Raw genomic sequence first — 15,508 nt, 5'->3', positions numbered from 1 at the left:
CCCGAATTCTGCAATAAGCCCGCCCCGTGCGCCCGATGGATCAGGTGCGGCAGGCTCAGCCTGAAGGTTATTTTATGTTGCAGTATTCTGCGGAGAAAGTAACAGATCAGTTACAGAAAAGCATAACAGTTACGCATTCGGCGGCGGAAGGCGCTTGATGATCTGCGCCGGGTTGCCGCCGACAACGGTACTGGCGGGAACGTCTTTAGTGACCACCGCTCCGGAGGCGATGACCGCATTATCGCCAATGGTCACCCCGGGATTGATCACCGCCCGACCACCAATCCATACATTGTGTCCAATGGTCACCGGTTTGCCATATTCCTGGCCGCTGTTTCGGGCCTCAGCATCCAGCGGATGGGTGGCGGTATAGATATGGACGCCCGGAGCCAGCATGCAGTTATCGCCAATATGGATAGGGCAGACGTCCAGCATCACACAGTCGAAATTGGCGTAAAAACCGGCGCCGAGAAAGATATTGTAGCCGTAGTCGCAGCGAAAGCTTGGCTCGATATACGCATCGCCAGCGCGACCGAACAGCTCGGCCAGAATATGCTGACGCTCTTCCTGCGCATTCGGGGCGGAATGATTATAACAGTGCAGCAGCTGTCTGGCGCGCAGGCGATCGGCGCGAAGCGTTGGGTCGCCAGATAAATAGAGCTCACCGGCGATCATTTTGCGTTTTTCTTCACTCATTGGTCTTCCTTATACCTGACGTTAGAGGGTCGCAACAGTATAAAAAAGAAACCGGTTACAAGTTTGCTGTTGGCTGAATGCTGTGATGACTATCAAAAGATGTCCTGCTGAGGCTGGCGATTACCATCCGGTCAGCAGACCGCGTCGGGCGCACTAATTAGCGGATAAATTTCCAGACGGACGTCGGGATTTTATCGTACAGCTTATTCATAGTCAGTTCAGCCAGACGATGATCGGCGGCTGAGTAAAATACCGCCAGCTCATTATCAGAAAGTTCATATTTGTTTTTTTCAATGACGCGCTCCAGCGTGTCAATTGTCTGGCAACGACGTAAGCGCATCAAATAGTCTGTTTTAGTTAATGGCTTATCAGACATAATTCCACCTTTTGATTGTAATAATCCTAACACGAAAGACTGGCCGGATTTTCCCGGCTGGCGTTGACAAAACAACGAAATAACCGATTACCGGATTTTTTCCACTTTTGCAAATCCGTAGAGTTAATGCCGTAGTTACTGAACAACGTAAATGTGTCGTCCAGATATTCGTCAACCTGAGCGATCAGCTTATTATCCTCAGCGTACTTAATTTTATAATTAAGGGCGAATGTGGCAATGTGCTCGATCAGTTCATTTAACTGGAGATTGACAGCCGATGTCGGGTCGTTGACCCAGCCATGGTTGCTCTCTTCCAGGTTTGCAAGGCAGTCATGATACAGCGTTTCGCAGAGAAAGCGTAGTTGTGCGATATCATGTCTTTTTGGCGAGTATTCGTCCATAACGCATCCCCTTTTGAGTGGTTTAAACGACGACTAACAAACACCGTTGTGGGATGAACACGACTAACTGACCTGACACTAACTGAGTAATCCTGCTGATTTAACTATAATCCACTCTCCAGGAGATTTCATCGTGCTATTACGAAAAATTACAATTATCAGAGAGAAATTATCTTAAAAATAGACGAATTAATTTCTGCGGCCCGGGCGTGCAGCCTGAAAAATAGAGATGTCTTATCAATCATTGGTTTAAGACAGCAGTCGTCGCGTTCAGAAACCGCCGGCCGTGAATGATGATATTAGGATTATTCCTGGTAAATGAGCGTAAGAAGATCCTAAGGGCTAAACAGCGCGATAGATATAGTCTGCAACACATCAATAGATATTAAATGCAGCGCGAAAAATAAACAATGGCAATATGTGCCCTGTCGGTAATGAACAAAAAAAGGGCCGCGGTGGCGGCCCTTTGTTCAGTAGTGCAGATTAATGATGCTCAACCTGATGGCTGTGCTCAATATCTTCCGTTTTCTTACTAAAGCGGCGACGAACCACCACAAAGAACACCGGCACGAAGAAGATAGCCAGGATCGTCGCGGTCACCATCCCGCCCATTACGCCTGTACCGACGGCGTTCTGCGCACCGGAGCCAGCACCGGAGCTGATAACCAGCGGCATAACCCCAAGGATAAACGCCAGGGAGGTCATCAGGATCGGACGCAGACGCATACGCACCGCTTCAAGCGTCGCCTCAATCAGCCCTTTGCCCTCTTTCTCCATCAGGTCTTTGGCGAATTCAACGATCAGTATCGCGTTTTTCGCCGACAGGCCGATGGTGGTCAACAGGCCAACCTGGAAGTAAACGTCATTGGTTAAACCGCGGAGGGTGGCGGCTAACAGCGCGCCGACCACACCTAACGGTACGACCAGCATGACCGAGAACGGAATCGACCAGCTCTCATACAGCGCTGCCAGACACAGGAAGACGACAATCAGCGAGATGGCATACAGGGCAGGGGCCTGGTTACCGGACAGCCGCTCCTGATAAGACATCCCGGTCCAGTCGTAGCCGATACCCGACGGCAGTTTACCCGCCAGCTCTTCCATCAGGCTCATCGCCTCACCGGTACTCTTGCCTGGCGCTGCCTGGCCAAGAATTTCCATCGATGGCAGACCGTTGTAGCGTTCCAGACGCGGCGAACCGTATTCCCAACGCGAGGTGGAGAAGGCGGAGAACGGCACCATCTGGCCATCGCTGCCGCGAACATACCACTTGCCGATGTCCTCAGGCAGCATACGGTATTTCGCTTCGGACATGATGTACACTTTCTTCACGCGGCCGCGGTCGATAAAGTCGTTGACATAGCTTCCGCCCCAGGCAGCGCCTAGCGTGGTGTTAATGTCGCTGATGGAGACGCCCAGCGCCTGGGCTTTTTCCTGATCGATATCGACTTTGAACTGCGGTGTATCTTCCAGACCGTTAGGACGCACGCCGGTCAGCACGTCAGGATGCTGCGCCACCATGCCAAACAGCTGATTACGTGCCTGGGTCAGTTTTTCGTGTCCCAGGCCGCCCTGATCAATCAGCTGGAAGTCAAAGCCGGTCGCGGTACCCAGTTCAACGATAGCCGGCAGGTTAAAGGCGAAGACCATCGCGTCTTTAATCTGCGAGAAGTAGCCCATCGCCCGACCGGTGATCGCTTCAACTTTGTTTTCTTCGCCCGGACGTTGGCTCCAGTCTTTCAGCGAGACGAACGCGATACCGGTGTTCTGGCCGCGGCCGGCGAAGCCGAAGCCGTTAACCGCAAACACGGATTCCACGTTGTCCTTCTCTTTGGTGAGATAGTAATTCGTCATCTCATCCAGCACTTTCTGCGTGCGCTCCTGGGTGGCGCCGGCAGGCAGCTGGGCCATACTCAGGAATACCCCCTGGTCTTCGTCCGGCAGGAACGAGCTCGGCAGACGAACGAACAGCCACGCCATGCCCACCACGATGATCAGATACAGCACCAGATAGCGACCGGTGCTGCGCAGAATGTTGCCTACGCTGTCGGTGTAATGGTGCGTGCTCTTATCGAACATGCGGTTAAACCAGCCGAAGAAACCGGTGGTCGCGCCGTGGCTGCCTTTCTGGATAGGCTTCAGCATCGTGGCGCACAGCGCCGGCGTCAGGATCAGCGCGACCAGTACCGATAGCGCCATTGCGGAAACGATGGTGATGGAGAACTGGCGATAAATGGCGCCGGTTGAACCGCCGAAGAATGCCATCGGGATAAATACCGCCGACAGCACCATGGCGATACCTACCAGCGCGCCCTGAATCTGCCCCATCGATTTACGCGTCGCTTCTTTCGGCGGCAGGCCTTCTTCGGCCATGACGCGCTCGACGTTCTCGACCACCACGATGGCGTCATCCACCAGCAGGCCGATGGCGAGCACCATCCCGAACATCGTCAGGGTGTTTATCGAGAAGCCAAACGCCGCCAGCACCGCGAAGGTCCCTAACAGGACCACCGGCACCGCGATGGTCGGGATCAGCGTAGCGCGGAAGTTCTGCAGGAACAGATACATCACCAGGAAGACCAGGATGATCGCTTCCACCAGCGTTTTAACCACTTCGTGAATAGAGATTTTCACGAACGGGGTGGTGTCATACGGGTAAACAATTTTCATCCCCGACGGGAAAAACGGCTCCATCTTCGCCAGTTCAGCGCGGATCGCGTTGGCGGTATCCAGCGCGTTCGCGCCGGTAGCCAGTTTAATACCCAGACCGGACGCTGGCTGGCCGTTATACTTCGCCACCACGTCATAGCTTTCGCCACCAAGCTCAATTTTGGCGACATCACGCAGACGAACCTGGGAACCATCCTGGTTCACCTTCAGCAGGATGTTGCCAAACTCTTCCGTATTGGTCAGACGCGTCTGTGCGACGATGGACGCGTTGAGCTGCTGGCCTTTCACCGGCGGCGTACCGCCTAACTGACCAGCGGCTACCTGGGCGTTCTGCGCTTTCAGAGCGCTGATCACGTCCACCGGCGTGAGCTGGAAGTTATTCAGTTTATTCGGATCCATCCAGATACGCATCGCGTACTGGGAACCGAAAAGCTGAACGTCGCCGACGCCGCTGGTACGGCTGATCGGGTCCTTCATGTTGGCCGCCACGTAGTCCGAAATATCGTCCTGGTTCATGGTGCCGTTGGTGTTAATAACGCCGACAACCATCAGGAAGCTGCTGGACGCTTTCTCAACGCTGATCCCTTGCTGCTGTACTTCTTGCGGCAGCAGAGGGGTGGCCAGGGCCAGCTTGTTCTGAACCTGAACCTGGGCGATGTCCGGATCGGTACCGGATTCGAAGGTCAGGGTGATGGTCGCCGTACCGGTGGAGTCGCCATTCGAGGACATGTACATCAGGTGATCGATACCGTTCATATTCTGTTCGATAACCTGAGTCACGGTGTTTTGCACGGTTTCGGCGTCAGCACCGGGGTACATGGCGGTAATGGAAATTGCTGGCGGCGCAATCGTCGGATATTGCGCCACCGGCAATTTGAGGATCGATAATCCCCCAGCCAGCATGATGATGATGGCGATCACCCATGCAAATATGGGGCGATCGATAAAGAAATTAGGCATGTCTTAACGGCTCCTGTTTAAGTTAAGACTTGGTTTGTTCTGATGGCGCGTTGCCTGCGGCTTGCTGTTTATCATCAGAAGCTACTTCCTGCGCTTTTACCTGCACGCCTGGTTTGATTTTTTGCAGGCCGGTGACGATAACGCGATCGCCGGATTTCAGACCGTCAGTGACCAGCCATTTATCGCCAATCGCTTGAGAAGCAGTGACCTGGCGGACTTCGACCTTATCGCCTTCACCCACTACCATGACGCTGGCATCGCCGCGCGGCGTACGGGTGACACCCTGTTGCGGCACCAGCAGGGCGTCAGGGTTAACCCCTTCTTCCAGACGGGCACGGACAAACATCCCCGGTAGCAGGGTGTGATCCGGGTTAGGGAAAATAGCGCGCAGCGTGATAGAGCCGGTGGTCTGATCGACGGTGACATCCGAGAATTCCAGCGTGCCGGCCTGCGGATACTTAAGACCGTCGTTAGTCACCAGCTCCACTTTCGCTTTCCCGTTTTCCTGTTTCAGACGGCCATCGGCCAGCTCCTGTTTCAGGCGCAGGAAATCATTGCTCGACTGGGTGACGTCGACATAGATCGGATCCAACTGCTGAACGGTTGCCAGGGCGGTTGTTTGACCATTTTGCACCAGCGCCCCTTCGGTCACTGCGGATTTACCAATGCGACCGCTAATCGGCGAGGTGACTTTGGTGTAGGCCAGATTGATGCGCGCGGTTTCAACGGCTGCTTTCGCCGCGACCACGGCCGCATTGCTCTGCTGCGCCGTCGCGACGGCGGTATCGTAGTCTTGTTGACTGATATATTTAGTGCCTAACAGTTTCTGATAACGCTTGACCGTCAGTTGATCCATGTTTGCCGCCGCCTGGGCTTTTGCCAGGTCGCCTTTGGCGCTGTCATAGCTGGCCTGATAGGTGGCTGGATCGATCTGATACAGGGAAACGCCGGCCTGGATATCGCTACCTTCCACGAAGTTACGTTTTAAAATAATGCCACTGACCTGAGGACGAACTTCCGCAATGCGATAGGCGCTGGTGCGGCCTGGCAGTTCGGTGGTTATTTGTAGAGGTGCGGATTTGAGCGTCACAATACCGACTTCCGGCATGTGCTGGGCTCCTTGTTGAGCCGGTTTATCGTCACATCCTGTTAGCGCTAAGCTGCCTGAGAGCATCAGAACGACCGCCAGAGGCGTTAACCCTCTGTTTTTGTTCATATGTAAACCTCGAGTGTCCAATTTCAAAATGTTCAGTGGCTCAAACAACCACAAACCCACTACAGTCTTTCTATTATGGTCGTGCTATGGTACATACATTCACAAATGTATGTAAACGTAACCTCTGTAAAGTCATTAACCTATGGCACGAAAAACCAAACAACAGGCACGTGAAACCCGGCAACTGATTCTGGATGTTGCTCTGCGTCTGTTTTCGCAGCAAGGCGTATCATCTACCTCGTTGGCAACAATTGCAAAAGCTGCGGGTGTAACGAGGGGGGCTATCTACTGGCATTTCAAGAATAAATCAGATTTATTCAACGAAATTTGGGAGCTGTCAGACGCCAGTATTAGCGATCTCGAAATTGAGTATCGGGCAAAATTCCCCAACGATCCACTCTCAGTTATCAGGGAGATATTAGTCTATGTTCTTGAAGCGACAGTGACAGAAGAGCGTCGTCGGTTGATGATGGAGATTATCTTCCATAAGTGCGAATTCGTCGGAGAAATGACCGTAGTGCAGCAGGCCCAGCGGCAGCTCTCCCTGGCGAGCTACGAGCGTATCGAGCAAACCTTAAAAGAGTGTATCGCGGCGAAGCTGTTGCCTGCCAATTTACTCACCCGGCGAGCGGCGATTTTAATGCGCAGCTACCTTTCAGGCCTGATGGAGAATTGGCTGTTTGCTCCCGACTCGTTCGACCTGCATGCGGAAGCGCGTGACTACGTCGCCATCCTGCTGGAGATGTATCAATTCTGCCCCACGCTTCGCGGCCCGGAGAGCCTGCCAGCTTAACGAAGCGTGCGGATGAGCGTGAATTTTTAGCGCGGTCCGCCGCTATTCGCCAGCGATGAGAAGTGCTATTCTGCGCGCTTGCGACGACCCCCGGTATTCTCCGGCATTTGCATTCATTCATATTAACTATGCTGCACACGATCTCCAGGCAACGCGCCACGTTCATCTTTACCATTATGCTGCTCTGTTTTATTGGCCTTTTCAGTCCAGTTCAGGGCCGCGCCGCAGACCTCCCTGACCGGGCGGAGGTGCAGAGTCAGCTCAACACATTAAACAAGCAAAAGGAACTGACTCCGCAGGATAAACTGGTCCAGCAGGATTTGACCCAGACCCTGGAAACGCTGGATAAAATCGATCGCATCAAGAGCGAGACGACGCAGCTCCGCCAGCAGGTCGAGCAAGCCCCGGCGAAGCTGCGCCAGGCGGTGGATAACCTTAACAACCTGAGCGATGTCCCGAACGACGACGCGACGCGCAAGACGCTGAGCACGCTCTCCCTGCGTCAGCTGGAATCACGCGTCACCCAAACGCTGGACGATCTGCAGAATGCGCAAAACGATCTGGCAACCTACAACAGCCAGCTGGTTTCCCTGCAAACGCAGCCGGAACGGGTGCAAAATGCGATGTACAACGCCTCCCAGCAGCTGCAGCAGATCCGTAATCGTCTGAATGGCACCTCGGTGGGCGATGAGACTCTGCGTCCGACCCAGCAGGTGTTGCTGCAGGCCCAGCAGGCGTTGCTCAACGCGCAGATCGAGCAGCAGCGTAAGAGCCTCGAAGGCAACACTATCCTGCAGGATACCCTGCAGAAGCAGCGTGACTATGTAACCGCCTGGAGCAACCGGCTGGAGCATCAGCTGCAGCTGCTGCAGGAGGCGGTGAACAGCAAGCGGCTGACGCTGACTGAGAAAACCGCCCAGGAGGCGGTCACGCCGGATGAAACCACGCGTATTCAGGCCAACCCGCTGGTCAAGCAGGAGCTGGATGTTAACCACCAGTTGAGCGAGAAGCTGATCCAGGCGACGGAGAATGGCAACCAGCTGGTGCAGCGCAATATCCAGGTAAAGAACTGGCTCGACCGCGCTCTGCAGTCTGAGCGGGATATTAAAGAGCAAATTTCCGTGCTCAAGGGCAGCCTGCTGCTGTCGCGCATTCTTTATCAGCAGCAGCAGACGCTGCCGTCGGCGGATGAGCTGCAGGATATGACTAATCGCATTGCCGACCTGCGGCTTGAACAGTTTGAAGTTAACCAGCAGCGCGACGCCCTGTTCCAGAGCGATGCCTATGTCGCTAAGCTGGAAGAGGGGCACAGCGCTGAAGTAACCGATGAAGTGCACGCCGCGCTGCTGGAAGTGATCGACATGCGTCGCGAGCTGCTTGACCAGTTCAATAAACAGCTGGGGAACCAGCTGATGATGGCCATCAACCTGCAGATCAACCAGCAGCAGCTGATGAGCGTCTCCAGCAGCCTGAAAGAAATCCTGACCCAGCAAATTTTCTGGGTGAACAGCAATAAACCGATGGACTGGGAGTGGATTAAGGCCTTCCCGGAAGCGCTGAAAGGTCAGTTTAAGGCGATGAAAATCACCGTGAACTGGGAAAAAGCGTGGCCGTCGGTATTTATCGCTTTCCTCGCCGGATTACCGCTGCTGCTAATTGCCGGCCTGATCCGCTGGCGTTTGCAGTGGCTCAAGGATTATCAGGCGAAGCTGGCTTCTCAGGTAGGCCAACTACGCAATGATACCCAACTGCATACGCCGAAGGCGATCTTTATCGACCTGATCCGCGCCTTACCGGTGGTGCTGGTGATTCTGGCGATTGGCCTGATCTTACTCACCATGCAGTTAAATATCAGCGGACTGCTGTGGGCGTACAGTAAAAAACTGGCGATGTTCTGGCTGGTGTTTGGCCTGTGCTGGAAAGTGCTGGAAAAGAACGGCGTGGCGGTCAGCCACTTTAATATGCCGGCGCAGTTGACCAGCCACTGGCGGCGGCAGATTGTCCGCGTCAGCTTGGCGCTGCTGCCGCTGAATTTCTGGTCGGTGATTTCCGAGCTGTCGCCGCTGAACCTGATGGACGATGTGCTGGGGCAGTTGGTGATTTTCTTCAACTTACTGCTGATCGCGGTGCTGGTCTGGCCGATGTGCCGGGAAAGCTGGCGCGATAAAGAGTCGCACAGCCTGCGCCTGCTGACGATCACGGTGCTGTCTATCGTTCCGGTGGCCCTGATGGTGCTGACGGCGACCGGCTACTTCTACACCACGCTGCGCCTGGCGGGACGCTGGATCGAGACGGTTTATCTGGTAATGATCTGGAACCTGCTGTACCAGACCGTGCTGCGTGGCCTGAGCGTGGCGGCGCGGCGTATCGCCTGGCGCCGGGCGCTGGCGCGCCGTCAGCATCTGGTGAAGGAGGGCGCGGAAGGCGCCGAGCCGCAGGAGGAGCCGACTATCGCCCTCGAGCAGGTTAACCAGCAGACGTTGCGCATCACCATGCTGGTGATGATCGCGCTGTTCGCGGTCATGTTCTGGGCGATTTGGTCGGATTTGATCACCGTTTTCGCCTATCTCGACAGCATCACCCTCTGGCATTACAACGGCACCGAGGCGGGGGCCAGCGTGGTGCGCAGCGTGACGATGGGCAGCCTGCTGTTTGCCATTGTGGCGTCGATGGTTGCCTGGGCGCTAATCCGCAACCTGCCGGGGCTGCTGGAAGTGCTGGTCCTGTCGCGGCTCAATATGCGCCAGGGCACTTCCTACGCCATCACCACCATTCTTAACTATGCGATTATCGCCATTGGGGCGATGACGGTATTCGGATCGCTGGGCGTCTCCTGGGACAAACTGCAATGGCTGGCGGCCGCGCTGTCGGTTGGTTTAGGTTTTGGTCTGCAGGAGATCTTCGGTAACTTTGTCTCCGGCCTGATTATTCTGTTCGAACGTCCGGTGCGCATTGGGGATACGGTGACTATCGGCACCTTCTCCGGTACGGTAAGCAAAATCCGTATTCGCGCCACCACCATTACCGACTTCGATCGCAAAGAGGTGATCATCCCGAACAAGGCGTTCGTTACCGAGCGCTTGATCAACTGGTCGCTCTCCGACACCGTGACCCGCGTGGTGATCCGCCTCGGCGTCGCCTATGGTTCCGACCTGGATAAGGTGAAGGAGGTGCTGCTGAAGGTGGCGCACGATCATCCGAAAGTGATGCAGGAGCCAGCGCCGGCGGTCTTCTTCACCACCTTCGGCCCCAGTACGCTGGATCATGAACTACGTCTGTATGTCCGTGAACTGCGCGATCGCAGCTATACGGTTGATGAGCTCAACCGCGCCATCGACCGTCTGTGCCGGGAGAATGACATCAACATTGCCTTTAACCAGCTGGAAGTCCATCTGCGAAATGAAAAAGGTGATGAAGTCACGGAAGTGAAGCGGGATGGAAAGGGCGACGATTTAGCTCCCTCCGTCGCGTCTTAACTGAAGAGGGGCGGCGCAACGCCGCCCCTGCTGCATCAGGGCGCCAGCGCGGCGAGCTCCTCGTCGCTAAGCCCGGTGAGTTCCCGCACGATTTGTCTTTCGAGGCCGCGCGCCAGCATTCTGGCGGCGATGCTGCGAGTGGCTTCCTGCTCGCCCTCCTGCTGCCCCTGTTTACGGCCTTTCTCTTCCAGCCATTCGGCAATGGTCATCATCAGCTCCTTATGCCTGGGCGACTGCGCCGCCAGCGCGCGGATCAGCGCCCCCGGATGTTCCGTTGTACCCGCCTGCAACATATAGCGCAGCAGCGTATTCAACTGCGCTTCTGTCAGATAGCCTTGCGTCATCAGCGCAATCAGCGGCACCTGCAGCTCGGCCAGATCGCGATGGCGGATATGCTTTTGCAACAGCTCCAGCATGGCCATTCGCCGATGACGGACTATCTGATTATCTGGCATAACGGTGAGGTCCACCAGCGGAAAATCACCGCTATAGAGCGCCTTCGCCAGCGCCGGTTCGGCGAATAGCTTTTGCCAGTTGCGGGGCCAGGGCCAGGGGCTGACCTTGCCGTGATAAAACAGAATCGGCACCACCAGCGGCAGCGTGTCGTGGCCAGCGTCCAGATGACGCTGCATGGCGGCCAGCGCGTAGCGCAGCAGGCGAAACGCCATCAGCTTGTCCGGGGTACTCTGGTGCTCAATCAGCGCGTAAACATAGCCCGGTCCGTGGCGGGTGCGCAGTGAGTAAAGGATATCGGAATAGCTGGCGCGCAGGTCCTCTTCAACAAAGCTACCGGAGACCAGCTGCAGCGAATCCAGCTCGCAGATTGCCAGAAACGGCGCGGGCAGATACAGCTGCAGGAAATCCTTCGCCACCGCCTGATGCATCAGCATCTGGCGAAAAACCGCATCGTGCGGGGTTTGACTGACCTTTTCCATCAATATTGCCTCCATCGGCGTCATGCGCAGAGGACCACTCTGCCAGCACTCCGCCGTGGGCAACATCTTACTTCTGCGGCGTTTGCGAGGCGCTTTCCGCGTTTTTTAACTTGTTTGCATAATCCCGCCTGACAATTTCCAGCGCGTCCAGCACGGTTTGCGCCGGGATCTGATGTGATTCCAGCAACATGATTAAATCGACAGCCAGTTTGACCTCATCGGGGGCATTTTCCAGCGACATCGGACTCTCCTGTTAGCGCGTCAGCCGCGCCAGTACGTTTTCAATCTTATCCAGCGCCTGTCGGCAGCGCGCCAGCCGTCCACTGTAGACCTCGACTTCCCTGGCCAGCCGCTGCTGCTCGTCGAGGCTGGTAGCCTGCGTCTGCTGGCGCTGGCGTTGGTCGCGCATCGCCAGCAGGCGGCGCTCATACTCCTGATGCTGTAGGCGACGGCGCTGCCAGCGGCTCAGCGTTGGCGAGGCATGGTCCCAACTGCGCAGCGACCAGGTGGCGGTTTCGCGACGCAGCGCAGCGATTTGCGCCGCCAGACGCTCGGCGATCCAGGCTACCTGCGGCAACTGCTGGCGCTCGACGGCCTGGCGGAGTTGGTGAAAGTTGTGTTGGGCTTCCGCCAGATAGGCCTGCATCAGCGTGCTGCGGGTGTGGAAGAGCTGGCGGTCAAAGCGCGGGCTGAGGGTCGCGTGCTCCGCCAGCGGCGCCACCTGCGCGGCCAGCTCGCTGAGCTGATTGTTCAGCGTTTGTAAAAGTTGAGCTGTTTTCACCAACCCCCTCCATTCTCCATCAGCCAACTGTGCTACAGTAGCCGTATCTGTTTGATAACGATTCGCATTATGCCACCTGTTATTTTAACCATTATCGGCTGGCTGGCGGTAGCGCTGGGTACGCTGGGCGTCTTCTTACCGTTGCTGCCGACGACGCCGTTTATTCTGCTCGCTGCCTGGTGCTTTGCCCGCTCATCGCCGCGCTTTCACCAGTGGCTGCTGTATCGCTCATGGTTCGGCGGCTATCTTCGCCACTGGCAACAGTACCGCGCCATGCCTCGCGGCGCCAAACCGCGCGCCATTGCCATGATCGTGGCGACTTTTGCTATTTCGCTGTGGCTGGTTAAGCTTACGTGGGTGCGCATCATGCTGTTGGTCATTCTGGCCTGTCTGCTGATCTTTATGTGGCGCATTCCGGTGGTTGACGCAAAGCAACAAAAGCACTGATGCGCAATAATGCCTGTTGCAATTGTTGCTGACAGCCAGTAAATTCTGGCGTTTTCGAGCGCGGGTAAGCCTGGTCAAAGGTTAAACAAATGTTTCTTTGGCCCCTTTTGCACGCCCGTGGGTAACACCGTTTCAATCAGGCATACACTTATGACCGCAACTGCACAGCAGCTTGAATATCTGAAGAACAGCATCCAGAGTATCGAGGATTATCCAAAACCGGGCATTCTTTTCCGCGATGTCACCAGTTTACTGGAAGACCCGAAAGCTTACGCGCTCAGCATTGAACTGCTGACCGAGCGCTACAAAGACGCGGGAATTACCAAAGTGGTAGGGACTGAGGCGCGTGGCTTCCTTTTCGGCGCACCGGTTGCGCTGGCGCTGGGCGTGGGCTTTGTTCCGGTACGCAAGCCGCGTAAGTTGCCGCGTGAAACCATCGCTGAGAGCTATGAGCTGGAATACGGCACCGATCAGCTGGAGATCCACGTTGACGCCATCAAACCGGGCGACAAAGTGCTGGTGGTGGACGATCTGCTGGCGACCGGCGGAACCATCGACGCGACGGTCAAACTGATCCGCCGTCTCGGCGGCGAAGTGCAGGATGCCGCTTTCATTATCAATCTCTTCGATCTGGGCGGCGAACAGCGCCTGGAGAAGCTGGGGATCCACTGCTTCAGTCTGGTGCCGTTCCCGGGCCACTAAGCAAATCCCTCCACATAGCCTCGCCGATCGGGCGGGGCTGTGATAGCATGACCCCTTCGTGATTTCACCTTCCAGCGTTTCAGAGCCAGCCCATGAGTTATCAGGTCTTAGCCCGTAAATGGCGCCCACAAACCTTTGCTGACGTCGTCGGCCAAGAACATGTGCTGACCGCACTGGCGAACGGCTTGTCGTTAGGGCGCATTCATCACGCTTATCTCTTTTCCGGTACCCGCGGAGTCGGTAAGACCTCCATCGCCCGCCTGCTGGCGAAAGGGTTAAACTGTGAAACCGGCATCACCGCCACCCCCTGCGGCGTGTGCGATAACTGCCGGGAAATTGAACAGGGGCGCTTTGTCGATCTGATTGAGATTGACGCCGCCTCACGCACCAAAGTCGAAGATACCCGCGACCTGCTGGATAACGTCCAGTACGCGCCGGCCCGGGGCCGCTTCAAGGTCTATCTCATCGACGAAGTTCATATGCTGTCGCGCCACAGCTTCAATGCGTTATTAAAGACGCTGGAGGAGCCGCCGGCGCACGTCAAATTCCTGCTGGCGACGACGGATCCGCAGAAGCTGCCGGTGACGATCTTATCCCGCTGCCTGCAGTTCCACCTGAAGGCGCTGGACGTTGAACAGATCCGCCATCAGCTGGAGCATATTCTTGGCGAAGAGCAGATTGCCTTCGAGCCCCGCGCGCTGCAGCTGTTGTCGCGCGCCGCCGACGGCAGCCTGCGCGATGCCTTAAGCCTGACCGATCAGGCTATTGCGAGTGGAGAAGGGCAACTGACGGCGGCGTCGGTGAGCACCATGCTCGGCACCCTCGATGACGATCAGGCACTGTCGTTGATTGAAGCCCTGGTCGCTGCCGATGGCGAGCGAGTCATGGCGGGCGTCAATGACGCCGCCGCGCGCGGCGTTGAATGGGAGGCGCTGCTGGTGGAGATGCAGAGCCTGCTGCACCGCATCGCCATGGTTCAGCTGTCCCCTTCGGCGCTGGGCGCCGACATGGCCGCGGTCGAAGTGCGGATGCGCGAACTGGCGCGCACCGTACCGCCGGGCGACGTTCAGCTCTACTACCAAACGCTGCTGATTGGCCGCAAAGAGCTACCCTATGCCCCGGACCGGCGGATGGGCGTCGAAATGACGCTGCTGCGCGCCCTGGCGTTTCATCCGCGTAAGCCGCTGCCGGAGCCCGAGGTGCAGCCGGCGCAGGCCGCCGCGCCCGCGCCGCGCCAGCCGGTTTCCCCCGCAGCGCCGCCGCCACAGCCGCCGCAGAGTTTGCCGCCGACCACCAGCCAGGTGCTGGCGGCCCGCAGCCACCTGCAGCGCAGCCAGGGAGCAACCACCCCAAAAAAGAGTGAACCGGCAGCCGCTTCCCGCGCGCGGCCGGTGAATAACGCTGCGCTGGAGCGACTGAGTTCGATTACCGAGCGCGTCCAGGCTCGTCCGGCCGCGGCGGCGCTGGAGCAGGCCCCGGCGAAGAAAGAGGCTTATCGCTGGAAGGCGACGACGGTGGTTGAAGAGACCAAAGTCGAAGTCGCCACGCCTAAAGCGCTGAAAAAAGCGCTGGAGCATGAAAAAACGCCTGAGCTGGCGGCCAAGCTTGCCGTTGAAGCGGTCGAGCGCGACAGCTGGGCGGCGGAAGTGAGCCAGTTGGCAGTACCGAAGCTGGTCGAGCAGGTGGCGCTCAACGCGTGGAAAGAGCAGGAGGGCAATCGCGTCTGTCTGCATCTGCGCTCCAGCCAGCGCCACCTCAATTCCGCCGGCGCACAGCAAAAGCTGGCTGAAGCGCTGGGGGTGTTGTACGGTACGCCCGTTGAATTGACCATCGTGGAAGACGATAATCCCGCGATGCGCACGCCGCTGGAGTGGCGGCAGGCTATTTATGAAGAGAAGCTCGCGCAGGCGCGCGAAGCGATTATTGCGGATAATAACATTCAGACCCTGCGTCGTTTCTTTGACGCCGATCTGGATGAAGAGAGTATCCGCCCCATTTGACTGCAAGTTTGACTTGCAGTCAGTACCTTTAATGATGACTGACTGAGAGAGAAGC

The 15,508-nt window shown here is 56.7% G+C and carries 14 protein-coding genes and 1 other annotated feature; of the genes, 6 read left to right on the top strand and 8 right to left on the bottom strand.

Features of this window, described 5'->3' with window-relative positions; genetic code table 11:
* Window positions 1-35 precede the first annotated feature (35 nt).
* Window positions 36-158 (top strand): hypothetical protein, encoded by a 123-nt coding sequence (locus tag GT756_RS25790; protein WP_032426076.1) that lies wholly within the window; start codon window positions 36-38, stop codon window positions 156-158.
* Here the strand turns inward: GT756_RS25790 and maa are convergent.
* The 5 genes from maa to acrA form a co-directional block, all read right to left on the bottom strand.
* Window positions 130-696, bottom strand: coding sequence for a maltose O-acetyltransferase (gene maa, locus GT756_RS06415; RefSeq protein ID WP_160124618.1), 567 nt, complete (start codon window positions 694-696; stop codon window positions 130-132). The two genes, GT756_RS25790 and maa, sit on opposite strands and share 29 nt — an antisense overlap.
* 157 nt (window positions 697-853) lie before the next feature.
* Window positions 854-1,072 carry an HHA domain-containing protein gene (locus tag GT756_RS06410; protein ID WP_002892050.1) on the bottom strand — a complete coding sequence of 73 codons (219 nt, stop codon included), beginning with the start codon at window positions 1,070-1,072 and terminating at the stop codon, window positions 854-856.
* A gap of 26 nt (window positions 1,073-1,098) precedes the next feature.
* Window positions 1,099-1,473, bottom strand: coding sequence for an Hha toxicity modulator TomB (tomB, locus tag GT756_RS06405; RefSeq protein ID WP_002892066.1), 375 nt, complete (start codon window positions 1,471-1,473; stop codon window positions 1,099-1,101).
* 483 nt (window positions 1,474-1,956) lie between these two features.
* Window positions 1,957-5,103 (bottom strand): multidrug efflux RND transporter permease subunit AcrB, encoded by a 3,147-nt coding sequence (gene acrB / locus GT756_RS06400; protein WP_004204748.1) that lies wholly within the window; start codon window positions 5,101-5,103, stop codon window positions 1,957-1,959.
* Between the two features lie 22 nt (window positions 5,104-5,125).
* A complete protein-coding gene (acrA, locus tag GT756_RS06395) occupies window positions 5,126-6,319 on the bottom strand; it encodes a multidrug efflux RND transporter periplasmic adaptor subunit AcrA (protein WP_004204747.1) in 1,194 nt (397 codons plus the stop codon).
* A 142-nt stretch (window positions 6,320-6,461) separates the two neighbouring features.
* Between acrA and acrR the strand changes: the two genes are divergently transcribed.
* Window positions 6,462-7,112 (top strand): multidrug efflux transporter transcriptional repressor AcrR, encoded by a 651-nt coding sequence (acrR, locus tag GT756_RS06390; RefSeq protein WP_004204746.1) that lies wholly within the window; start codon window positions 6,462-6,464, stop codon window positions 7,110-7,112.
* Window positions 7,113-7,240: 128 nt separating this feature from the next.
* Entirely contained in the window at window positions 7,241-10,588 is a 3,348-nt protein-coding gene (gene mscK / locus GT756_RS06385; RefSeq protein ID WP_160124617.1) for a mechanosensitive channel MscK, read from the top strand.
* A 35-nt stretch (window positions 10,589-10,623) separates the two neighbouring features.
* On the opposite strand, the gene GT756_RS06380 is transcribed toward mscK, so the two are convergent.
* The 3 genes from GT756_RS06380 to priC all read right to left on the bottom strand — a co-directional run bounded on the left by GT756_RS06380 (window position 10,624) and on the right by priC (window position 12,304).
* Entirely contained in the window at window positions 10,624-11,523 is a 900-nt protein-coding gene (locus GT756_RS06380; RefSeq protein WP_065803032.1) for an Rpn family recombination-promoting nuclease/putative transposase, read from the bottom strand.
* A gap of 67 nt (window positions 11,524-11,590) precedes the next feature.
* Window positions 11,591-11,764: a pleiotropic regulatory protein RsmS gene (gene rsmS / locus GT756_RS06375; protein ID WP_004204742.1), complete on the bottom strand. Its 174-nt coding sequence runs from the start codon at window positions 11,762-11,764 to the stop codon at window positions 11,591-11,593.
* A 12-nt stretch (window positions 11,765-11,776) separates the two neighbouring features.
* Window positions 11,777-12,304: a primosomal replication protein N'' gene (gene priC, locus GT756_RS06370; protein ID WP_049093331.1), complete on the bottom strand. Its 528-nt coding sequence runs from the start codon at window positions 12,302-12,304 to the stop codon at window positions 11,777-11,779.
* Window positions 12,305-12,373: 69 nt separating this feature from the next.
* On the opposite strand from priC, the gene GT756_RS06365 reads away from it, so the two are divergent.
* The 3 genes from GT756_RS06365 to dnaX all read left to right on the top strand — a co-directional run bounded on the left by GT756_RS06365 (window position 12,374) and on the right by dnaX (window position 15,453).
* On the top strand, window positions 12,374-12,751 hold the full coding sequence (locus GT756_RS06365) for a DUF454 family protein (protein ID WP_004204740.1): 378 nt from the start codon (window positions 12,374-12,376) through the stop codon (window positions 12,749-12,751).
* 150 nt (window positions 12,752-12,901) lie between these two features.
* Window positions 12,902-13,453 carry an adenine phosphoribosyltransferase gene (gene apt, locus GT756_RS06360; RefSeq protein WP_004204738.1) on the top strand — a complete coding sequence of 184 codons (552 nt, stop codon included), beginning with the start codon at window positions 12,902-12,904 and terminating at the stop codon, window positions 13,451-13,453.
* A gap of 92 nt (window positions 13,454-13,545) precedes the next feature.
* Entirely contained in the window at window positions 13,546-15,453 is a 1,908-nt protein-coding gene (gene dnaX / locus GT756_RS06355; RefSeq protein WP_023319861.1) for a DNA polymerase III subunit gamma/tau, read from the top strand.
* Window positions 14,786-14,850: a sequence feature (DnaX frameshifting element), on the top strand. Its footprint overlaps the gene before it by 65 nt.
* Window positions 15,454-15,508 lie beyond the last annotated feature (55 nt).

Origin of the sequence: Klebsiella sp. Q2 (assembly GCF_009900705.1) — a bacterium.
GTDB classification, from domain to species: domain Bacteria; phylum Pseudomonadota; class Gammaproteobacteria; order Enterobacterales; family Enterobacteriaceae; genus Klebsiella; species Klebsiella quasipneumoniae.
This window is presented reverse-complemented; position numbering and strand designations above follow the sequence as displayed.

What these genes read in the sequence shown, in the direction of transcription:
- acrA (WP_004204747.1), bottom strand. Translation starts at nt 6,319, where the DNA reads ATGAACAAAAACAGAGGGTTAACGCCTCTGGCGGTCGTTCTGATGCTC.
- GT756_RS06410 (WP_002892050.1), bottom strand. Translation starts at nt 1,072, where the DNA reads ATGTCTGATAAGCCATTAACTAAAACAGACTATTTGATGCGCTTACGT.
- tomB (WP_002892066.1), bottom strand. Translation starts at nt 1,473, where the DNA reads ATGGACGAATACTCGCCAAAAAGACATGATATCGCACAACTACGCTTT.
- rsmS (WP_004204742.1), bottom strand. Translation starts at nt 11,764, where the DNA reads ATGTCGCTGGAAAATGCCCCCGATGAGGTCAAACTGGCTGTCGATTTA.
- GT756_RS25790 (WP_032426076.1), top strand. Translation starts at nt 36, where the DNA reads ATGGATCAGGTGCGGCAGGCTCAGCCTGAAGGTTATTTTATGTTGCAG.
- apt (WP_004204738.1), top strand. Translation starts at nt 12,902, where the DNA reads ATGACCGCAACTGCACAGCAGCTTGAATATCTGAAGAACAGCATCCAG.
- acrR (WP_004204746.1), top strand. Translation starts at nt 6,462, where the DNA reads ATGGCACGAAAAACCAAACAACAGGCACGTGAAACCCGGCAACTGATT.
- GT756_RS06365 (WP_004204740.1), top strand. Translation starts at nt 12,374, where the DNA reads ATGCCACCTGTTATTTTAACCATTATCGGCTGGCTGGCGGTAGCGCTG.
- mscK (WP_160124617.1), top strand. Translation starts at nt 7,241, where the DNA reads ATGCTGCACACGATCTCCAGGCAACGCGCCACGTTCATCTTTACCATT.
- acrB (WP_004204748.1), bottom strand. Translation starts at nt 5,103, where the DNA reads ATGCCTAATTTCTTTATCGATCGCCCCATATTTGCATGGGTGATCGCC.
- GT756_RS06380 (WP_065803032.1), bottom strand. Translation starts at nt 11,523, where the DNA reads ATGGAAAAGGTCAGTCAAACCCCGCACGATGCGGTTTTTCGCCAGATG.
- dnaX (WP_023319861.1), top strand. Translation starts at nt 13,546, where the DNA reads ATGAGTTATCAGGTCTTAGCCCGTAAATGGCGCCCACAAACCTTTGCT.
- maa (WP_160124618.1), bottom strand. Translation starts at nt 696, where the DNA reads ATGAGTGAAGAAAAACGCAAAATGATCGCCGGTGAGCTCTATTTATCT.